At 34.3% G+C, this 19,386-nt stretch carries 17 protein-coding genes and 2 tRNA genes; 10 read left to right on the top strand and 9 right to left on the bottom strand.

All coding sequences use genetic code 11. The annotated features are described in order from the left end of the window. Positions 1-3: 3 nt before the first annotated feature. Together ABEB31_RS05950 and ABEB31_RS05945 are read right to left on the bottom strand one after the other, a co-directional pair. Positions 4-74: transfer RNA gene (locus ABEB31_RS05950), tRNA-Gln, on the bottom strand. A 107-nt stretch (positions 75-181) separates the two neighbouring features. Beyond that, positions 182-252 (bottom strand) — tRNA-Gln (locus ABEB31_RS05945). A gap of 245 nt (positions 253-497) precedes the next feature. On the opposite strand from ABEB31_RS05945, the gene ABEB31_RS05940 reads away from it, so the two are divergent. Next, positions 498-3,779: a glycosyltransferase family 117 protein gene (locus tag ABEB31_RS05940; RefSeq protein ID WP_347050434.1), complete on the top strand. Its 3,282-nt coding sequence runs from the start codon at positions 498-500 to the stop codon at positions 3,777-3,779. A gap of 93 nt (positions 3,780-3,872) precedes the next feature. Next, entirely contained in the window at positions 3,873-4,514 is a 642-nt protein-coding gene (locus ABEB31_RS05935) for a polysaccharide deacetylase family protein (protein ID WP_347050433.1), read from the top strand. A 22-nt stretch (positions 4,515-4,536) separates the two neighbouring features. On the opposite strand, the gene ABEB31_RS05930 is transcribed toward ABEB31_RS05935, so the two are convergent. The 6 genes from ABEB31_RS05930 to ABEB31_RS05905 form a co-directional block, all read right to left on the bottom strand. Continuing rightward, a complete protein-coding gene (locus ABEB31_RS05930; RefSeq protein ID WP_042566267.1) occupies positions 4,537-4,839 on the bottom strand; it encodes a thioredoxin family protein in 303 nt (100 codons plus the stop codon). Between the two features lie 72 nt (positions 4,840-4,911). Beyond that, on the bottom strand, positions 4,912-6,147 hold the full coding sequence (locus ABEB31_RS05925; RefSeq protein WP_347050432.1) for a metallophosphoesterase: 1,236 nt from the start codon (positions 6,145-6,147) through the stop codon (positions 4,912-4,914). A gap of 153 nt (positions 6,148-6,300) precedes the next feature. Further along, on the bottom strand, positions 6,301-6,492 hold the full coding sequence (locus ABEB31_RS05920; protein ID WP_347050431.1) for a hypothetical protein: 192 nt from the start codon (positions 6,490-6,492) through the stop codon (positions 6,301-6,303). Positions 6,493-6,595: 103 nt separating this feature from the next. Then, positions 6,596-7,924: a sensor histidine kinase gene (locus ABEB31_RS05915; protein ID WP_347050430.1), complete on the bottom strand. Its 1,329-nt coding sequence runs from the start codon at positions 7,922-7,924 to the stop codon at positions 6,596-6,598. A gap of 10 nt (positions 7,925-7,934) precedes the next feature. Then, the gene (locus ABEB31_RS05910) at positions 7,935-8,609 is read right to left on the bottom strand and encodes a response regulator transcription factor (RefSeq protein ID WP_347050429.1); all 675 of its coding nucleotides are present in this window, start codon (positions 8,607-8,609) and stop codon (positions 7,935-7,937) included. Positions 8,610-8,789: 180 nt separating this feature from the next. Beyond that, positions 8,790-8,987 carry a hypothetical protein gene (locus ABEB31_RS05905; protein ID WP_347050428.1) on the bottom strand — a complete coding sequence of 66 codons (198 nt, stop codon included), beginning with the start codon at positions 8,985-8,987 and terminating at the stop codon, positions 8,790-8,792. A 321-nt stretch (positions 8,988-9,308) separates the two neighbouring features. Between ABEB31_RS05905 and polA the strand changes: the two genes are divergently transcribed. After that, positions 9,309-12,155 (top strand): DNA polymerase I, encoded by a 2,847-nt coding sequence (polA, locus tag ABEB31_RS05900; RefSeq protein ID WP_347050427.1) that lies wholly within the window; start codon positions 9,309-9,311, stop codon positions 12,153-12,155. A 40-nt stretch (positions 12,156-12,195) separates the two neighbouring features. Then, on the top strand, positions 12,196-13,314 hold the full coding sequence (locus ABEB31_RS05895) for a hypothetical protein (RefSeq protein ID WP_347050426.1): 1,119 nt from the start codon (positions 12,196-12,198) through the stop codon (positions 13,312-13,314). A gap of 36 nt (positions 13,315-13,350) precedes the next feature. Here ABEB31_RS05895 and ABEB31_RS05890 read toward each other — a convergent pair whose 3' ends face one another. After that, a complete protein-coding gene (locus tag ABEB31_RS05890; RefSeq protein ID WP_347050425.1) occupies positions 13,351-14,376 on the bottom strand; it encodes a LacI family DNA-binding transcriptional regulator in 1,026 nt (341 codons plus the stop codon). 199 nt (positions 14,377-14,575) lie between these two features. Between ABEB31_RS05890 and ABEB31_RS05885 the strand changes: the two genes are divergently transcribed. The 6 genes from ABEB31_RS05885 to tsf all read left to right on the top strand — a co-directional run bounded on the left by ABEB31_RS05885 (position 14,576) and on the right by tsf (position 19,336). Continuing rightward, positions 14,576-15,322 carry a ferritin-like domain-containing protein gene (locus tag ABEB31_RS05885; RefSeq protein WP_347050424.1) on the top strand — a complete coding sequence of 249 codons (747 nt, stop codon included), beginning with the start codon at positions 14,576-14,578 and terminating at the stop codon, positions 15,320-15,322. A 25-nt stretch (positions 15,323-15,347) separates the two neighbouring features. Next, positions 15,348-16,160, top strand: a complete 813-nt coding sequence (locus ABEB31_RS05880) for a ferritin-like domain-containing protein (RefSeq protein WP_347050423.1) — start codon at positions 15,348-15,350, stop codon at positions 16,158-16,160. A gap of 192 nt (positions 16,161-16,352) precedes the next feature. Continuing rightward, complete coding sequence (rplM, locus tag ABEB31_RS05875) at positions 16,353-16,808, top strand: 50S ribosomal protein L13 (RefSeq protein ID WP_347050422.1); 456 nt, start codon at positions 16,353-16,355, stop codon at positions 16,806-16,808. Then, entirely contained in the window at positions 16,808-17,194 is a 387-nt protein-coding gene (rpsI, locus tag ABEB31_RS05870; RefSeq protein ID WP_026728618.1) for a 30S ribosomal protein S9, read from the top strand. Before rplM ends, rpsI begins: the two co-directional genes overlap by 1 nt. A 245-nt stretch (positions 17,195-17,439) precedes the next feature. Further along, the gene (gene rpsB / locus ABEB31_RS05865) at positions 17,440-18,237 is read left to right on the top strand and encodes a 30S ribosomal protein S2 (protein ID WP_347050421.1); all 798 of its coding nucleotides are present in this window, start codon (positions 17,440-17,442) and stop codon (positions 18,235-18,237) included. A gap of 136 nt (positions 18,238-18,373) precedes the next feature. After that, positions 18,374-19,336 (top strand): translation elongation factor Ts, encoded by a 963-nt coding sequence (gene tsf, locus ABEB31_RS05860; RefSeq protein ID WP_347050420.1) that lies wholly within the window; start codon positions 18,374-18,376, stop codon positions 19,334-19,336. Positions 19,337-19,386: the final 50 nt, after the last annotated feature.

Here is a 19,386-nt window from a genome sequence, read left to right as displayed (position 1 = left end):
ATGTTGGTCTACTAGGACTCGAACCTAGAAAGACTGCACCAAAAACAGTTGTGTTACCATTACACCATAGACCAGCAGTGCTGTTAAGCGGGTGCAAAATTAAAACTTTATTTAATTTATGCAAATTTTAAATAGATTTTTTTTGCATAAAAAAAGCCTCTCATTTCTGAGAGGCTTTATGTTGGTCTACTAGGACTCGAACCTAGAAAGACTGCACCAAAAACAGTTGTGTTACCATTACACCATAGACCAGCAATGCTGTTAAGCGAGTGCAAATTTAAGGCTTTATTTAGTTTACACAAACTTTTTGATCAAAAAAAATGATTTTTTTTTGGTTTTTTGATTTTAAAACTCCCGTTAATAAGCAAAGAGTCTCATATACAATATATTACTTTGAAAAGATAGTTTTGCAGAATTTTATGTTAATGCTCGTTTCTTTAAATAAAAAAACATTTTCTTTGTAGGATAGTAAATATTCAATTTTTTAACACCTAAATATGGCACAATTCAATTTCAATAAATGGAATACAATTATTGGTTGGTTTGCATTTGCAATCGCTTTAATCACTTACACTTTAACTGTTGAACCTACAATGAGCTTTTGGGATTGCGGAGAGTATATTGCTACCGCAGCAAAACTGGAAGTAGGTCACCCACCGGGAGCTCCTCTTTACCAAATGATGGGTGCTTTCTTCGCTATGTTTGCGACAGATGCGCAACACGTAGCGCTGATGGTTAATATGATGTCTGTTTTCTCTAGTGCATTTACCATATTATTTATGTTCTGGTCATCGTCTATGATCCTAAAAAAGATTGTAGCCCGTTTTGCAGAGATTGACCAAAACAATTCTATTGTTATTTTAGGAGGTTCTTTTGTAGGAGCTCTGGCTTACACTTTTTCAGACAGTTTTTGGTTTAATGCTGTTGAAGCCGAAGTTTATGCAATGGCTTCCTTATTAATTGCATTGCTTTTCTGGCTTGGTCTGCGTTGGGAACAGGATATGGACCAACCTAAAGGAAACAAATGGCTTTTAATTATTTCTTTGGTAGTTGGTCTTTCGTTTGGAGTTCACTTCATGGCACTTTTGACCATTCCTTCCATCGGGTTTTTATATTATTTTAAACACTACGAAAAAGTTACCATAAAGAACTTTATTATTGCCAACGTAGTGGTTATCGGAATCTTACTATTTATTTTTAAATTACTTCTTCCATTAACTATGGCATTTTTCGGAAAAACCGAAATCTTCATGGTAAACAGTATGGGACTTCCTTTTAACTCGGGAACTATTTTTGTGGCGTTACTATTTATTGCTTTCTTCTACTTTGGATTAAAATATACCAAACAAAAAGGATTAATATTTTACAACACTATTATATTATGTATTCTGTTCATCCTGATTGGTTTCTCAACCTGGATGATGCTTCCTGTTCGTGCAAATGCGAATACAGTTATTAACGAAAATAAACCTTCGGATGCTACTGAGGTTTTAGCCTATTATAATCGTGAACAATATGGTGTAAACCCTTTATTTTACGGTCCTCAATATACAGAAGTATTTGCGGGACTTGATGCTAAAACACCTTATCTGGACAAAAATCCAAACTACGAAAGAGATTATAAAACTGGTAAATACGTTGTTACCAATAACTATAAAAATGCTGAACAAAATTCTGATGACAATCAGAAAACAATTCTGCCGAGAATGTGGAGTACAGATACACCGCATATTCAGAATTATATCAACTTTACAAATCCTCCAAAATTCAGAATCAATCCAAATTATGATTATGATGAAGATTTGGCCAAATACGGAATTGATGCAAGTCAGTTAAGTGAAGAAGAATATAATAAAGCTACAGCGCAATTACGTAACGAAGTTGAAAAAACAGTTTCTGAATTCAGAAAAGCTTTTGCACAGAAACAAATTGACAACGAAGGCTATACAAAATTCTTAAAGAGTTACAGTGATTATTTAATTATTGAAAAACCATCTACAGCGGATAACTTTGGTTTTATGTTTGAATATCAATTCGGTTACATGTACTGGAGGTATTTGATGTGGAACTTTGTCGGACGTCAAAACGATGTACAGGGTAAATACGACAATCTGGACGGAAACTGGATCAGTGGAATCAAACCTTTAGATTCTGTTCATTTGGGTTCTCAGGATAATCTGCCTTCAGATGTTTTAAACAATAAAGGACGAAATGTATATTTTTTCCTTCCTTTTATCTTAGGTTTAATTGGTTTAATGTGGCATGCCCACAAAGACTTAAAGAGTTTTTATGTTCTTTTGGCTTTATTCTTATTTACAGGAATTGCACTAAAAATATATTTGAACGAAAGACCTTTTGAGCCTCGCGAAAGAGATTATGCACTGGTAGGTTCATTTTATGTTTTTGCGATCTGGATAGGATTTGGAGTGTATTCTTTATACGAGAGTATTCAGAAATATGTGGCACCAAAAATTGCAGGGCCAGTTATTATTGCCGGAAGTTTATTGGCTGCTCCTATTTTAATGGCCTCTCAAAACTGGGATGATCATGACAGATCAGGTAAATATACAGCTGTTGCAATGGCTAAAGCCTATTTAAGTTCTTGTGACAAGGACGCTATCTTGTTTACGATTGGAGATAATGACACCTTCCCTCTCTGGTATGCGCAGGAAATTGAGCATTTCAGGACCGATGTCAAGATTGTCAACACGAGTTTATTTATGACAGACTGGTACATCGATCAAATGAAAGCGAAATCATATGAGTCTAACCCACTTCCTATTTCTTTTACACACGATCAGTATGTGGGAGATAAATTGGATTATACAGTGTATATTCAAAAAATAGATACGCGTTGGAATATTACCGATTTTATCGATTTCATTAAAAACCCTAAATCAACTGTTGGTTTACAAAACGGACAAACCATTCATTTTTATCCAACAAATAAAATCAGGGTGAATGTTGACAAAAATGCCATCATCAAAAACAAAGTTGTCAATCCGAAATACAATGATTCTATTGTTCCTTATTTAGACATCGATATAAAAGGAGGCGCTTTATACAAAAACCGTTTAATGATGCTCGACATTCTGGCTAATAACAATTGGAAAAGACCTATTTATTTTAGTGGCGGAGCTTTTGACGATGAAGATTATTTATGGCTGAAAGATTATTTGCAGCTGGACGGAATGGTGTACAAATTGGTTCCTGTAAAAACAACGTCAAGCAAAGACGGAGGACCATTAGACATGGGACAGATCGATGCTGATAAAATGTATGACATTGTTATGAAATGGGATTGGGGTAACAGTGACAGCGAAAAAATCTATCATGACCCTGAAACCAGAAGAAACAGTATTACATACCGCACTAATCTTTCGAGATTAATGGATCAGCTTATCGCTGAAGGTAAAATTGACAAAGCCAAAAACGTGATTAATCTGGCTGTAACCAAATTACCTTTAGACAAATTTGGCTACTACTCTTTAGTTGAAGCTTTTGGAGATGGATATTACAGAGTTGGTGAAAAGGCGAAAGCTCAGGATCTTTTAAATAAATTAGTGCAGAAATATAAAGAAAATCTAAACTATTACAGCACATTACCACCATCTGATCAGACTGATATTGCAATGGATATTGTGACTGATATTGAACGATACAGAAGTTTGCTGCATGTAATGTTAAAAAATAAAGACAATGCTTTTTACAACCAACACAAAACAACATTTAATACTTATGTAAATATGTTTGAGCGTTTTGGACGTGAAAAAGAATAATATACGAAAATCTTAACAATTAAAAAAATGCAGCGCTGTTTGATAAATAGCGCTGCATTTTTTAATTTTACTTATAATATAAATCGATTCAGTATGAGCTTTTATTGGGTAAAAACGAATGCATTTATAAAAAAGGTGTTTTCTAAATATTGTTGGGACATCCCAAACAATGAAAAGAAAATATACCTGACTTTTGATGATGGTCCTACTCCCGAAATTACAGACTGGGTTTTATCTGAATTAAAAAAGTTTGATGCAAAAGCTACTTTTTTCTGCATCGGCAAAAACATTAAAGCCAACCTTACTTTATTTGAAAAATTAATTACCGAAGGTCATTCGATCGGAAACCACACTATGAATCATGTAAACGGTTGGAAAATCCACACGAACGATTATATCGAAAATGTAAAAAACTGCGCAGAAATTCTTGAAGAGCAGAAAAGAAATCAGAATCGTTTACTATTTCGTCCTCCTTATGGGAAAATCAAAAAAGCACAATCTAAAATTCTTAGAAAACTGGGCTATAAAATTGTAATGTGGGATGTTTTAAGTGCAGATTTTGATCAGAGTATTACTCCTGAAAAATGTCTTGAGAATGTCACAAAAAATGTAAAATCCGGAAGCGTAATTGTTTTTCATGACAGTATAAAAGCTTCACCAAATTTAAGATTTGCTTTACCGCGAACACTGCATTTTTTAAAAGAAAACGGGTATAAGTTTGATATTATCCATTAAATAACATCAGAAAAGAAGTTTTTTAGACGCTGAATTGATCCTGCACAATTCCGATAATAGTATTGGCATCCAGTTCTCCGGATTGTCTCCAGATCATTTGTCCTTCCTTATAAATCATTAATGTTGGAAGTCCTTTTATACGAAGTGCTTCTGCGAGTTCCTGATTCTTATCTACATCTATTTTGATTACTTTGGCTTTATCACCAAGCGCAGCAGCAACATCCTTAATTACAGGATGCATTGAAACTGACGATTCATTCCAATCTGTGTAAAAATCAATTAACACTGGAACCTGAGCATTTATTAGTTCTCCAAATTTTGACATAAAACCAAAAATTTAAGTTTCTTAATCTATTAATAGAAATAAATATAATACAAATTTAGCACTTTTCACGAATTAAGCGACATTAGTGCCTTTTTTTAGTTGGACAACCGTTATTTCAGGCATAATTCCAACCCTTCCAGGATAGGCATGAAAACCAAAGCCACGGTTTACATAAACGTATCTTCCGAGGTTTTCGTACAATCCTGCCCATTGTTTATAAATGTATTGTGCCAGACTCCATTTGAAATATCCGGGAATTTCAATTCCGAATTGCATACCGTGCGTGTGTCCTGAAAATGTCAGATGAAAATTTTTAGGATGCGATTTAATTTCGGCATCCCAATGGCTTGGATCGTGGCTCATTAAAATTTTAAAATCCTCTTTATGAAGATTTTCTGAAGCCTTGTTCAGATCTCCTGCTTTTTTAAAATTTACACCCCAGTTTTCTACACCAACTAAAGCGATTTTATCATCACCTTTATTAATATAAGTATTCTCATTCAGCATTAATTTAAAACCAATCTGACCATACAGCTTCTTGATTTCCTGAAAGTTTTCGTTTTTTTCTTTCTCAGAAGGCCAGGTTACATATTCTCCATAATCGTGATTTCCCAAAACAGCAAACTTTCCGTATTTATAATCCTTAATGCGATTAAAAGTTTCCAGCCATGGATGCATTTCTTTTGCGTGTGTGTTCACAATATCTCCTGTAAACAAAATCAAATCAGATTCCTGCTCATTTATCAAATCAATGGCATAATTTATTTTTTCGTGGTTATCAAAACTCCCACTGTGAACATCTGAAATCTGTGTGATTTTAAATCCGTCAAAAGCGTCGGGAAGATCAGGAAAATAGATTGTCTGTTTGAAAACCTTGAAATTATATTTCCCTTCAAAAATTCCGTAAATCAAGGACAGAAATGGAACTGCAGCCAAACCTAATGCAATCTGGCTAATAAATTTTCGCCTGTCGGGCATCATTTCTTTTCTGGGTGTGTTGTAAACAAAATAGTTGACGATACTTGCCCCTATTCTAAAAATATCTTCACCAAACATTACAAGCGTCAGAACAATTTTCGGTACATAAACCAATAACATTAATCCAGTTGTAAACATGAATTGTCTGGTTTGACCAACAGAACGATCTACCTGTGAAAAAGAATATATTATAAAAATTAAAAGCAGTGCACTTAGAACCTGATAGCTAATTAAGACCCATCTCACTTTGATTAAGGTTCGAAAAGCCTGATAAGAATAGAACTCAATAAATAAGAAAAGAGCGCATAGAATTACAAAACGAAGGATCATTTGTTATAGTTTTAAGCAAAGTAACAAAGATTGCAAATTTTATCTGTTTTTATTATAAAAAATTTAACTCTCTAAAAGTAAAAAGCTGAAAGATGACTCTTTCAGCTTTATCTACCAACCTTTAAAACTATTATTCCAAGAATAGAATTGCCTTTATTTTGCTTTTGGCGTTTCTGTTTTTGCAGTTTCTGCTTTTTTCTCTGCTTTTGCTTTTTTATGGGCTTTTTTCTCGTGTTTAGTTGCCTTAGCTTCTTTTGTTGTTGTCGCTGCTGCCGGAGTGGTTTGCGCGTTTACCATTGAGAATGTTCCTAAAACTGCTACCGCTAAAATTGCTAATTTTTTCATGACTTTAATTTTTTTGATTGTTGTTATTTCATTTTTATAAGTCAAAGATATAACTGGGAAATGAAGACAAAATGAAGATAAAGTCTTACAATAAATTTTAACTTTAAATTGGCTTTTCAAACAATAAAGTAAAGGTTGTCCCTTCATTTAAAACCGATTTCACTTTAATGACAATATGATGAAATGACGCAATACTCTGAGCAATCGCAAGTCCTAAACCCTGCCCTTCCTGGTCGGAACTAATTCTCGCAAATCTGCTGAATATTTTTTCGGTCTGCGACTCCTCCATTCCTATTCCAGAATCTTTTACAGTAATAAAATAACAGTCATCTGTAAAACCGTCTTCTATCATAATACTTCCTCCGTGCTTATTGTACTTTATGGCATTGGTCACCAAATTATAAATAAGAATATGAATTAAGGTTTTGTTTCCTTTAAAAGCAAAATTATTTGTGGTCTTATTGATAAAACTAATTTTTCTATCCTCCATACGATCCTGCAGATCTTCCTGCAAATCTGAAACTATCTCACGGAGATTTATCTCTTCATTGGCTTCATATTGATTATTATCAATTCGGGAAATCAGCAATAAATTATTTATGATTTTTTTGAGCATATCCAGCGTCTTTAACGAGCCTGCAATTTTATCGACTGCATTATCATTCAAAGATTCATTTTGCAGCAAATTTTCAAGTTTGTTTTTTAGAAGTGCAATTGGAGTTAAAAGTTCGTGCGAAACATTAGAAATAAACTGTTTTTCTTTTTTAAAAACCTCAGAAATCCTGTCCATCATTTGATTCAGAACAAAATCGAGTTCTCTAAAATCTCTGGAAACCGCTTTTATTGGCGTATGATCAAAAGCGTCCGGTTCGTTTACACGTCTTATTTTAGTATCGATAATTTTGTAGAAAGGTTTAAGAAGATATTCAATATAAAAAGTATCAGCCAAAAAAGTAATAAAGAGAATCACAACAAAAACGATGATAATAAAAAAGCGAATTACAAAAGTGAGATCATTGACTTCGCTCAGACTACTACCTATTTCCAGCTGATAATCTTCTCCCTGATAAGTAAAATGATGCTGCAGGATTCGGTATTCATTTTCTTCTCCCTCGATATTTCTTAATTCATTAGTAAAAGTTGTCTTTTTATGGCGAGGTTTTACAGGCACTCTCGACAAGACTAAAAATTCGCTGTGAAGTGTCGAAAACTCTGAAAAAGTCTCTGCAGAATCATCTTGGTTTTCAAGAAAATCATTAATCTCTTCCTGATTAAGATGCTCTATAAATTTCTTCTTTTTCTCCAGCAGCGTATTATTAATATGATTATAAACCACATTTTCTACCAGAATAGGAAGCATCAGCCATAAAATTAAAATCACCAACAATCTTGTCAGTGCATTAAATATGGCCAATTGATGTTTTATTTTCACAACGATTGATTTATTCGTTTATACGATATCCAACATTTCGAACAGTTTCAAACCAGTCAATCGGTGCATGTTTGTCTAATTTTTTTCTAAGATTCCGAACATGAACGTCAATAAAATTAGAATCTGAGTTTACTTCTAAAATATCTCCCCAAATGTGTTCTGTTAACTGAAGACGTGTAATTACGCGATTTTTATTCAAAACCAAATATTGAAAAATATCAAATTCCTTTTTGGTTAAACTTATGGGCTGCTCATTACAACTCACTTTATAGTCCTGAAGCTGAAGCACAAAATTATGAATCGAAAGATTATTTAAAGTAAAACCGTGTATCCTGCGGATAACAGCAAATAATCTGGCGCTCAATTCTGTTAATGCAAAAGGTTTAGTCAGATAATCGTCGGCACCAAGATGAAGTCCGTTAATCCGGTCATCCAGTTCGCCCCTGGCCGTTAAAACAATAACTGCCATTTTTGATTTAGTTTTTCTTACAGTTTTCAAAACCTCGAAACCATCACCGTCAGGAAGACCTAAATCTAAAAGCATTGCATCATAATCATTGCTGCTAAACTCTTCTAAGGCAGCCGCGCAAGTATGGGCAATCTTGCAAATATATCCGGTATTACACAAAAAATCATAAACTTCTGAGGCAATTTCCCGGTTGTCTTCTACAATTAAAATATTCATAAACAAATTTGTTTAGCACGACTAAAATTAGTCATTTATAAAAAACCAAATAAAGCATTATTAAAACATTAACGAAAAAAGCTGACAAATTCCTTTATCAGCTTTACCATCTTCATTCATCATAATTACTATTCCTGTTTTGTTTCCTTACAATGCTTCGAAAACAAAACAAAAACAACATTATTTTTTCATTTTTGGAGTTTCTGTTTTAGAAGCTTCGCTTTTTTCTGTTTTTGTTTTTTTATCCGTTTTGTGTTTAGGATGTTTTGTCGCTTTTACTTCTTTAGCCGGAGTTTCTTTTCCATTTTTCGCAGGAAATGCCTGAACCATTGAACTTGTTCCTAAAACTGCCACCAGTACCATCAATAAATTTCTCATGATTTCTAAGTATTTGAATTAATAATATTTTATTTTACAGATCAAAATTAGCTTCTGAAAATGAAGAAAAAATGAAGAATTGCCTTCATAAAAACATTTTAACCTGATATTAACATTATGTGTTTTTCCTATTATTTAAGTAATGCAGGTCTTTCAAAATTCTCAAAGCAAACAAAATCTTTTAGACGCACTGCTATGTGCTTCAACAAAAATGAACTGATATAACTTATATGGTTCAAATACCATTCAACAAATTAATTTCGAAAACTGCTTCGCTTTTTAAAACCCAATTGACTATTTTTACAGACTAAATTTTTTAATATGTCGACTCAAAAACGCCTTTTTCTTTTAGATGCTTACGCCTTAATATTTCGTGGTTATTATGCTTTTATAAAAAACCCGAGAATTAACTCTAAAGGAATGGATACTTCTGCCATTATGGGATTTATGAATTCTCTTTTGGATGTTATTAAAAGAGAAAAACCAGACCATCTGGCTGTTGCTTTTGATAAAGAAGGAAGCCAGGTAAGAACCGAAATGTTTGCAGATTACAAAGCAAACCGCGATGCGACTCCCGAAGCTATTAAAATTGCTATACCTTATATACAGGATTTACTTAGAGCTATGCATATTCCGATTATCGAAATCGCAGGCTGCGAAGCCGATGATTTGATTGGAACAATTGCCAAGCAAGCCGAAAAACAGAATTATAAGGTCTTTATGGTAACTCCCGACAAGGACTTTGCCCAGTTGGTTTCTGATAACATTTTTATGTACAAACCTGCACGTATGGGTAACGGAATCGAAATTTGGGGAATTCCGGAAGTTCTGGCAAAATTTGAAGTGGAAAGACCAGAACAGGTAATTGATTTTCTGGGTATGATGGGTGATGCTGTTGATAATATTCCGGGATTACCGGGAGTTGGAGAAGTTACAGCCAAAAAATTCCTGAAAGAATTTGGTACGATGGAAAACCTTTTGGACAATACGCATTTACTAAAAGGTAAAATGAAAGAAAATATCGAAGCCAATAAAGACAAAGGTATTTTATCTAAAAAACTAGCTACAATTATCTGCGACTGTGATGTTACTTTTAATGAAGATGATTATGCGCTTTCGCGTCCTGATATTGAAAAAACAGATGCTATTTTTCAGGAATTGGAATTTAGAAGAATGGCAGAGCAGTTTGATAATTTGTTTAAAGTAGGCGGTGGAAACGAACTAAACAATGCCAACACAGCTTCAGACGCTAAATTATATAAAAAACCGCAGCCTAAAAATGAAGATCAGTTTGATTTGTTTGGAGGCGGAAATACCTCTGACGAAAATGCAGACGCAAGAACTTCATTTTACAGCACTTTAGAAACTACCGAACATTCTTACCAGACGGTTCAGGGCGATTTAGGAATAAAATTGTTACTGCAAAATTTAGAAAAACAACCTGCCGTATGCTTTGATACCGAAACAACAGGAATCGACGCCCTGCACGCAGAATTGGTTGGTTTGTCTTTTGCTTACGAAAAAGGAAAAGCATTTTATGTACCGTTTCCGGAAAATCAGGAAGAAGCTCAAATTCTGATCAATAAATTTGTTCCGTTTTTTGAAAATGAAAACATTGAAAAAATAGGACAAAATTTAAAATATGATTTAAAAATCCTTTCCAATTATGGCGTTACCGTAAAAGGAAAGCTTTTTGATACCATGATTGCACATTATCTGATTAATCCGGATATGCGTCATAATATGGATATTCTGGCTGAAACATATTTGAAATATTCTCCAAAATCTATTGAAACTTTAATTGGTAAAAAAGGAAAAAATCAGCTTAATATGCGCGATGTTCCTTTAGAAGATATTAAAGAATATGCGGCAGAAGACGCTGATATCACTTTACAGTTAAAAGAAATATTTACAGCCGAATTGGACAAAACCGAAACTAAAAAGTTATTTGATGAAATCGAAATTCCTTTGGTAAGTGTTTTGGCCGATATGGAAACAGAAGGAATTCGTCTGGATGTAGATTTCTTAAGTATAATGTCCAAAGAAATGGAAGTAGAAATCAAATCTTTAGAGCAGCAAATTTACGAAACTGCCGGCGAGACCTTTAATCTGGCTTCTCCAAAACAACTGGGAGATATTTTATTTGATAAAATGAAAATTGGAGGTATCAAGCAAAAGAAAACCAAAACCGGACAATATGCAACCGGCGAAGAAGTTTTGACCTATTTGGCCAATGACAATCCGATTGTAAAACAAATTCTGGACTGGCGCCAAATGGTAAAGTTACAAAGTACTTATATTCTGGCTTTGCCGGAACAGGTTGATAAAAAGACTTTACGCGTACATACCGATTATATGCAGACCGTTGCCGCAACCGGCCGTTTGAGTTCTAATAATCCGAACTTGCAGAACATTCCGATTCGTACACAAAGAGGGCGTCAGATTCGTAAAGCTTTTGTGGCAAGAGATGAAAATCATACCTTAATTTCTGCCGATTACTCGCAGATTGAACTTAGAATTATTGCCGCTTTAAGCGGAGAAGAAAATATGATTGCCGCTTTCCAAAACGGAGAAGACATTCACAGGGCAACAGCTGCAAAAGTTTTTGATGTAGCGCTGGAAGAAGTTTCCCGTGAACAAAGAAGTAATGCCAAAACCGTAAACTTCGGAATTATATATGGTGTTTCTGCTTTCGGATTGAGCAATCAGACGTCTTTATCCCGTGGCGAAAGTGCCGCTCTGATCGATGCATATTACAAAACCTATCCAAGATTGCGCTCTTATATCAATGACCAGGTTGAATTTGCGCGCGAAAACGGTTATGTACAAACTATTTTAGGTCGCCGCCGTTATTTAAAAGACATCAATTCGGCCAATGCAGTTGTAAGAAGTGCTGCCGAACGAAATGCCGTAAACGCACCAATTCAGGGAAGTGCTGCAGACGTGATTAAAATTGCAATGATCAACATTCATAAAAAATTAAAAGAAGAAAACTGGAAATCCAGAATGTTACTGCAAGTACATGATGAGCTTGTTTTCGATGTTCACAACGATGAACTCGAAAAAATCCAGCCAATGATCAAACACGAAATGGAAAATGCTTTTAAAATGTCGGTTCCTTTGGAAGTTGAATTAGGAATGGGGAATGACTGGCTGGCTGCGCATTAATTAATTTTAGATTTCAGATTGTTGATTTTATTTTTAAACAATGAAAAAAGTTTTTTTGTTTCTAATGCTCTTTTATTCTGTCATTACATTTTGTCAGGAAAAAACATATTATCTGGAGGGAACTCTTGGAAAAAGCAAAATTTTTATGAGCGTTCAGTTTTATAAGTCGGATAACGAAACTCACATAAATTCAGTTTATTTTTATCAAAATTCATTAAAAGATATCAAGCTGGAAGGAAAAACAAAAGACAGTGATAATTTTAGTTTTTATTTTAAACCTAATGAAACTGTTCTGGAAAAGTTCTACCTAAAAAAATCAGGTAATAATTTCGATGGTTTTTGGTACGATGCAAAAAACAAACAATTACCCGTTCATCTTGAACCTGTTAATTTTGTCAATTACAAATCCAATATTAAAATTAGGTTTGATGATGAAAAACTGAATCTTATAAAATATAAATTTCTTGAATTTAAGAAAACAAAAACAACTACTTACAAAAATAAAGAATTTGTTTGGTATTCTGAAAAGCACTGTAAATCCGATTTCTTTAGACTTGGAAATAATTTCTCAGAGAAAAACAAAAATCTTGTTAATCCGGTTTTAGAGGAAATTCATGTTCAAAATACATTAAGCCAGCTTGGGTGTTCTTCCAACTTTCAATATAGTAATGGTGATGGAATTGAAGAAAGTACATCTATTAATTTTCTAAATCAAAACTTATTGGGGTTTGCCATTGCAAGTTTTTGGGATTGTGGAGGCGCGCATCCTGATCAGGGCAGCAGCGGTTATTTAATTGATTTAAATAATGGAAAAAATTATGAAATTGATGAAGTACTCGCATTTGACAAAAGTGTTATTGTAGAAAATAAAAACAACTTTTCTGCTTTTTCTAAATATAGAAATGATTATTTTTCTCCTAAACTTGTTGAAGTTCTCACTTCCATACATCATTTTGTTAAACCTACAGATGAAAACGATCCCTGCGATTATACTAACACAGAATATTGGGATTTCCCGTCCTGGAACTATACAGAAAAAGGAATTCAATTTACACCGATATTTTATAGAGCAGCAAGATCTTGTGAAGAGCCCTTTCTCGTTCCTTTTGAAAAATTGAAAAAATACCGGAATCCAAAATTCCCTTACGATTTAAACTAAAAAAAAATCCATTCGATATGAATGGATTTTTTTGTCTTATTTTTTTCTTGTAGATTCTCTTTCTTTTAATTTCGTCTTAATCACGATTGTTTCGTATTCAGAAACTGTTCCTTCCGGTTCTTCCAATCTTTCGATTAACCTTTTAGCAGCCACTTCTCCAATTTCAACACCATGCTGACTTACTGTTGTCAAACTAGGCGACAAACGTCTTGACGCTAAAATTCCATCAGCAAAACCAATGATTGAAATATCTTCCGGAACTCTGAATCCTTTTTTCAGGCTTACCCTTAAAGCCGCAACCGAATCATTTTCATCCAAAGCAAAAATTCCGTCAACCTTTTCATCCAGAATGCCGTCAATCCTGTTTTTCATATCTTCTTCAGAATCGGTACGTAGAATAATTTTTTCGTTTACCGGAATATTATTGTCTTTTAAAGCTTTCAGATAACCATCTGCTCTTAATTTTCCGATACTTAAATTATCAACAGAAGAGATCAAAGCAATATTTTTACATCCTAAATCAATTAAATGCTGTGTTGAATTTAAAGCAGAATCAAAATCATCTACTACCACCTTATCACATTCTACTTCATCGGCAATTCGGTCAAACATTACAATCGGTGTTCCGTCATTTATAATTTCAGAGAAATGATTGTAATCCTGAAGTTTTTGAGCTTCTTCAGAAACAGACAATATAAAACCATCAATTGTACCGTTGCTCAGCATTTCAAGTGTGTGTACTTCTTTTTCTAAAGATTCGTTAGAAATACACGTAATTACATTATATCCTTTTTTATCGGCTACTTTTTCGATACCGCTAAAAACTTTCGCAAAGAAAGAATTTAGAATATTAGGAATAATCACACCAATCGTTTTGGTTTTACGGTTTTTTAAATTCAGACCAATAACATTCGGCTTATAATTTTTGAGTTTGGCATACTCCTTAATCTTCACTTTAGTTTGTTCACTTATTTCAGGGCTGTCGTTTAACGCCTTAGAAACGGTCGAAACAGAAACACCAAGTTCTTTCGCAATTTGTTTTAGAGTTGCTTTAGCTTTCATTTAAAAATAGTTTTTAACGTAATTGATACAAATATAGTAGAATTACCGAAAATAAAACAAAAAACAAGCAGTTCATCTCGAAATCACTGAAATTGTTATAAAGGAAAAATAAAAAATGTTAAAGTTTAAAACCGTATCTCTAAAAATTTCGTTAATAAGTTAAGACCAATGTTATTAACCTTATTAAAAAACTATTATTATGAAAAACGAAGTTAAAATTCATGAAGTTGACCCTTCACTGAATAGCAGAAGGAGCTTTCTTAAGCTCAGTGGATTAACATTAGTGACCACAGGTTTGGTCTTAGCTGGCTGCAGCGACAATGATAATGATGATAATATGGAAGACACCTCGCTGCCGGGAGTGCGAAATGGCGTTTTTGATTTAGGTTCCGGAGACTTTGGTGTTCTGACCTATGCATACGCGCTGGAGCAATTGGAAGCGGACTTTTATACAAAAGTAGTAAACGGAAGTATGTTTAATACTGCCTTTAGTTCTTTGGAAAGAGAAGTTTTAACAGATTTGTACCATCACGAAGTTGTTCACAGAGATTTTTTCAAAGCTGCATTAAGCGGAGCACTTCCAAATCCGAGCACACAATTACTCCCTACACTTGCCTTTAATTATGGCAATTTAAATTTTAACAACCGTACCGAAGTTCTTGCTACTGCGAAAGCATTAGAAGATACCGGAGTTGCTGCTTATAACGGAGCCGGAAAATTAATCAAATCTGCTGATTACCTTTTATTAGCAGGAAAAATTGTTTCAGTAGAAGCCAGACATGCTTCTGCAATCAGAAGTTTGATTAATCCGAATTCTAAAGATTTTGCCGGAGATGATATCGTAAACATGTCAACAGGATTAGACGACGCAAAAGACCCGTCTAAAATCCTGCCAATTGCTGCCAATTTTATCACTACAAAATTTACAGCCAAATACTTACCTTAATCTAACCTGTTAAAACTTAGAAATTATGAACATTTTAAAATTTATAGAATCCTTTACTGATGACAATTTAATGAATAGTACTGGCTCAAGAAGAGACAGTTTTTCTCAGTTTGGTACCCTTGGAAAAAATTTAGCAATGGCATCGATCCCATTCGGATTATCGGCTTTAACTAATAAAGCTTTTGCTAAAGACATTACAGCAACACCCGCAACTCCAATTGGAGCATTGCAGTTTGCATTGACATTAGAATATCTCGAAAATGAATTTTACGCCATGGCGCTGGATTCTGGTGTAATTCCGGCTTCTGAAAATGGCGGACGCGATCTTAAAGTATTCCAGCAAATAGCAGATCATGAAGCAGACCACGTAAAATTCTTAATCGCAGGACTGGGCGGAACAGCAAGTGCTAACTTTGTTCCTAAACCTACGTTTGATTTTACTGTTGGAGGTGCTTTTGATCCTTTTAATGATTACCCTACCTTTTTAGCTTTAGCGCAAGCTTTTGAAGATACCGGCGTACGAGCTTATAAAGGACAGGCTGCCAATTTAATAACAACCCCAGATTTATTAACAGCTGCATTGCAGATACACTCGGTAGAGGCGCGTCATGCATCTGAAGTGCGTCGTCTGCGAGGTTTAAAAGGATGGATCTCTAACGCAGAAAGAGGCGCAGGAATGCCTCCTGCCACGCAGGCAGTTTATGATGGCGAAGGCGTAACGGTACAGGCAGGTTTTAACACTGCTGCTTCATTTGGAGCTGCCGCAGGATCAGAAGCTTATGATGAACCACTAACAACTCAACAGGTTGTTGATATTGCTAATATATTTATTGTATAATACCTTTTTATAAAATAAATTTGCCGTCTCTGCGATAAAACAGAGACGGTTTTTTTATGACCGATTATTTCAAAAACTGAGTGCCTGATTTTCAGCCAATAAAATATTCTTTCAGGTATTTGGTTTTAAAATAATTAATTGTACTTTTGCATCCCCTTTATTGGGGATGGAATGTTTAATTAAAATAATATTATGGACGCATTAAGCTACAAAACAGTTTCAGCAAACAAAGGCACTGTAACTAAAGAGTGGATTGTTGTTGACGCTGATGGTCATAACTTAGGACGTCTTGCATCTAAGGTCGCTATGATCTTAAGAGGTAAGTACAAGCCAAGTTACACACCGCACGTTGACTGTGGAGATAACGTAATTGTTATCAACTCAGAAAAAATTAACCTTACAGGTACAAAATTGAATGACAAAATTTACATGCGTCATACAGGTTACCCAGGAGGACAAAGAACTTTAACTGCTAAAGTATTGCAAGCAAAAAACCCTGCATTATTAGTAGAAAAAGCGGTAAAAGGAATGTTACCTAAAAACAAATTAGGAGCTGAACTTTTTAGAAATCTAAATGTTGTTGTAGGTGCTGAGCATACTCACGGAGCTCAAAAACCTAGAACTGTTAACCTTAACGATCTTAAGTAATGGGAGTTATTCACAAAATCGGTAGAAGAAAAACCGCTGTTGCACGTGTATACGTTTCTGAAGGAACAGGAAATATCACGGTAAACAAAAAAGAATTCGCAACTTACTTTCCAACTGCAACTTTACAGTACAAAGTTTTACAACCACTTTCTATGACAGAAAATGCTGGTAACTTTGACGTAAAAGTGAACGTTTACGGAGGTGGTACAACTGGTCAGGCAGAAGCTGTAAGAATGGCATTAGCACGCGTAATGTGTGAAGTTAACGCTGAAAACAGAGCTATCCTTAAACCAGAAGGTTTATTAACAAGAGACCCAAGAATGGTTGAACGTAAGAAATTCGGTCAGAAGAAAGCTCGTAAGAGATTCCAGTTCTCTAAACGTTAATATTACCTGTCTTGTTCAAATGGGACAAGACATGCTCAATTATTTATTGAAATTAAAAAACACAGTTATTGTTGCTCTCCTATCGAGGTAGGAAATAGTTTAGCATCTAAATGAAACTGGGATTGAAAGATTAATAAATTGATTAATTAAAAGATTACATACACTGTATTTTTAAATCTTTAAATTTTTAAATCATTAATCCAAACGGGACATTGCTAATCAACAGAACGTAAACTAGTACAAAAATGGCAAACAAAATAGAAGTTAAAGACTTACTAGAAGCAGGTGTTCACTTTGGACACATGACTAGAAAATGGGATCCGAACATGGCTCCTTACATTTATATGGAACGTAATGGTATTCACATTATCAATCTATATAAAACTGCAGCTAAAATTGAAGAAGCTAATGAAGCTTTGAAAAAAATCGCTGCATCAGGTAGAAAAATTTTATTCGTAGCTACCAAAAAACAAGCTAAAGACATCGTTGCTGAAAAAGCAAAAGCTGCAAACATGCCTTACATCACTGAAAGATGGCCTGGTGGAATGCTAACTAACTTCGTAACAATCAGAAAGGCAGTTAAAAAAATGTCTTCTATTGATAAAATGAAGAAAGATGGTACTTTCATGACACTTTCTAAAAAAGAGCGTTTACAAGTTGATCGTCTTCGTGCTAAATTAGAGAAAAACTTAGGTTCAATCGCTGATATGTCAAGACTACCTGCAGCATTGTTCGTAGTAGATATCAAAGCTGAACACATCGCAATAAAAGAAGCTCAAAAATTAAACATTCCAGTTTTTGCAATGGTTGATACGAATTCTGACCCAAGAGAGGTTGATTACGTGATTCCTGCAAATGATGATGCTTCTAAATCAATTGACAAAATTTTATCTTTAGTAACTGCTGCTGTAATCGACGGTCTTTCTGACAGAGGTTCTGACAAAGAAACTGAAGTTTTTACTGAAGAAGCTGCTGCTGATGCTGCTCCTGCTGTAGAGGCTGCACCAGCTGTTGAAGCTGCTGCTCCTGCAACTGAAGAATAAATAAACTTTTAAATTCCAAATTTTAAATTCCAAAATCCAAGAATAATTAAAAACGTTATGTTGATAATTTATTAAAATTGGAGTTTGGAATTTAAAAGATGGAATTTTTACTTTTAACATTAAAATTCAAAATATTATGGCAACAATTACTGCTGCAGACGTAAATAAATTAAGACAATCTACAGGTGCCGGAATGATGGACTGTAAAAAAGCTTTAGTTGAAGCTGATGGAGATTTCGATAAAGCGATCCAGGTCCTTAGAGAAAAAGGGCAAAAAGTTGCTGCTAACCGTTCTGACCGTGAGTCTTCTGAAGGAGCTGCTGTTTCTTTTATCAATGCAGATAATACTAAAGGAGCTATCATTACTTTAAACTGCGAAACAGATTTCGTAGGTAAAAATGAAGCTTTCGTAGCTTTAGCTAAAGCTTTAGTTGAAAAAGCAATCAATTTCTCTTCTAAAGAAGAATTTTTAGCTTCAGATTTCAACGGAATTACTGTTGCTGAAAAATTAATCGAGCAAACTGGTGTAATCGGTGAAAAAATCGAAATCGGTGGTTTCGAAATTTTAGAAGGAGCTTTTGTTGGATCTTACGTTCACGTTAACAAAATTGCTGCTTTAACAGCTATTTCTGCAAAAGTTGACAACGCTGAGACTTTAACAAAAGACATCTCTATGCAAGTTGCTTCTATGGGAGCTGATACATTATCTTACAAAGATTTTGATCCTGCTTTCGTTGAATCTGAACTTGCTGCACGTATCGCTGTAATCGAAAAAGATAATGAAGAAGCTAAACGTTTAGGAAAAACTTTGAAAAATGTTCCTAAATACATTTCTTACTCTCAATTAACTCCGGAAGTTATCAAACAAGCTGAAGAAGATGCGAAAGCTGAATTAAAAGCTGAAGGTAAACCAGAGCAAATCTGGGACAAAATTATTCCTGGAAAAGTACAGCGTTTTATCTCTGATAACACTACTTTAGATCAGGAAAAAGCTTTACTTGATCAAAACTTCATCAAAGATGACAGTAAGAAAGTAAGTGATTATGTTAAAGGATTCAATGTTGAAATCACTGGTTTCAAAAGAGTTACTTTAGGTTAATATATTATTATTCAATAGTAAAAAGCGCGAATATTTACCTATTCGCGCTT

Origin of the sequence: Flavobacterium olei, from assembly GCF_039749035.1 — a bacterium.
GTDB lineage: Bacteria > Bacteroidota > Bacteroidia > Flavobacteriales > Flavobacteriaceae > Flavobacterium > Flavobacterium olei.
This window is presented reverse-complemented; position numbering and strand designations above follow the sequence as displayed.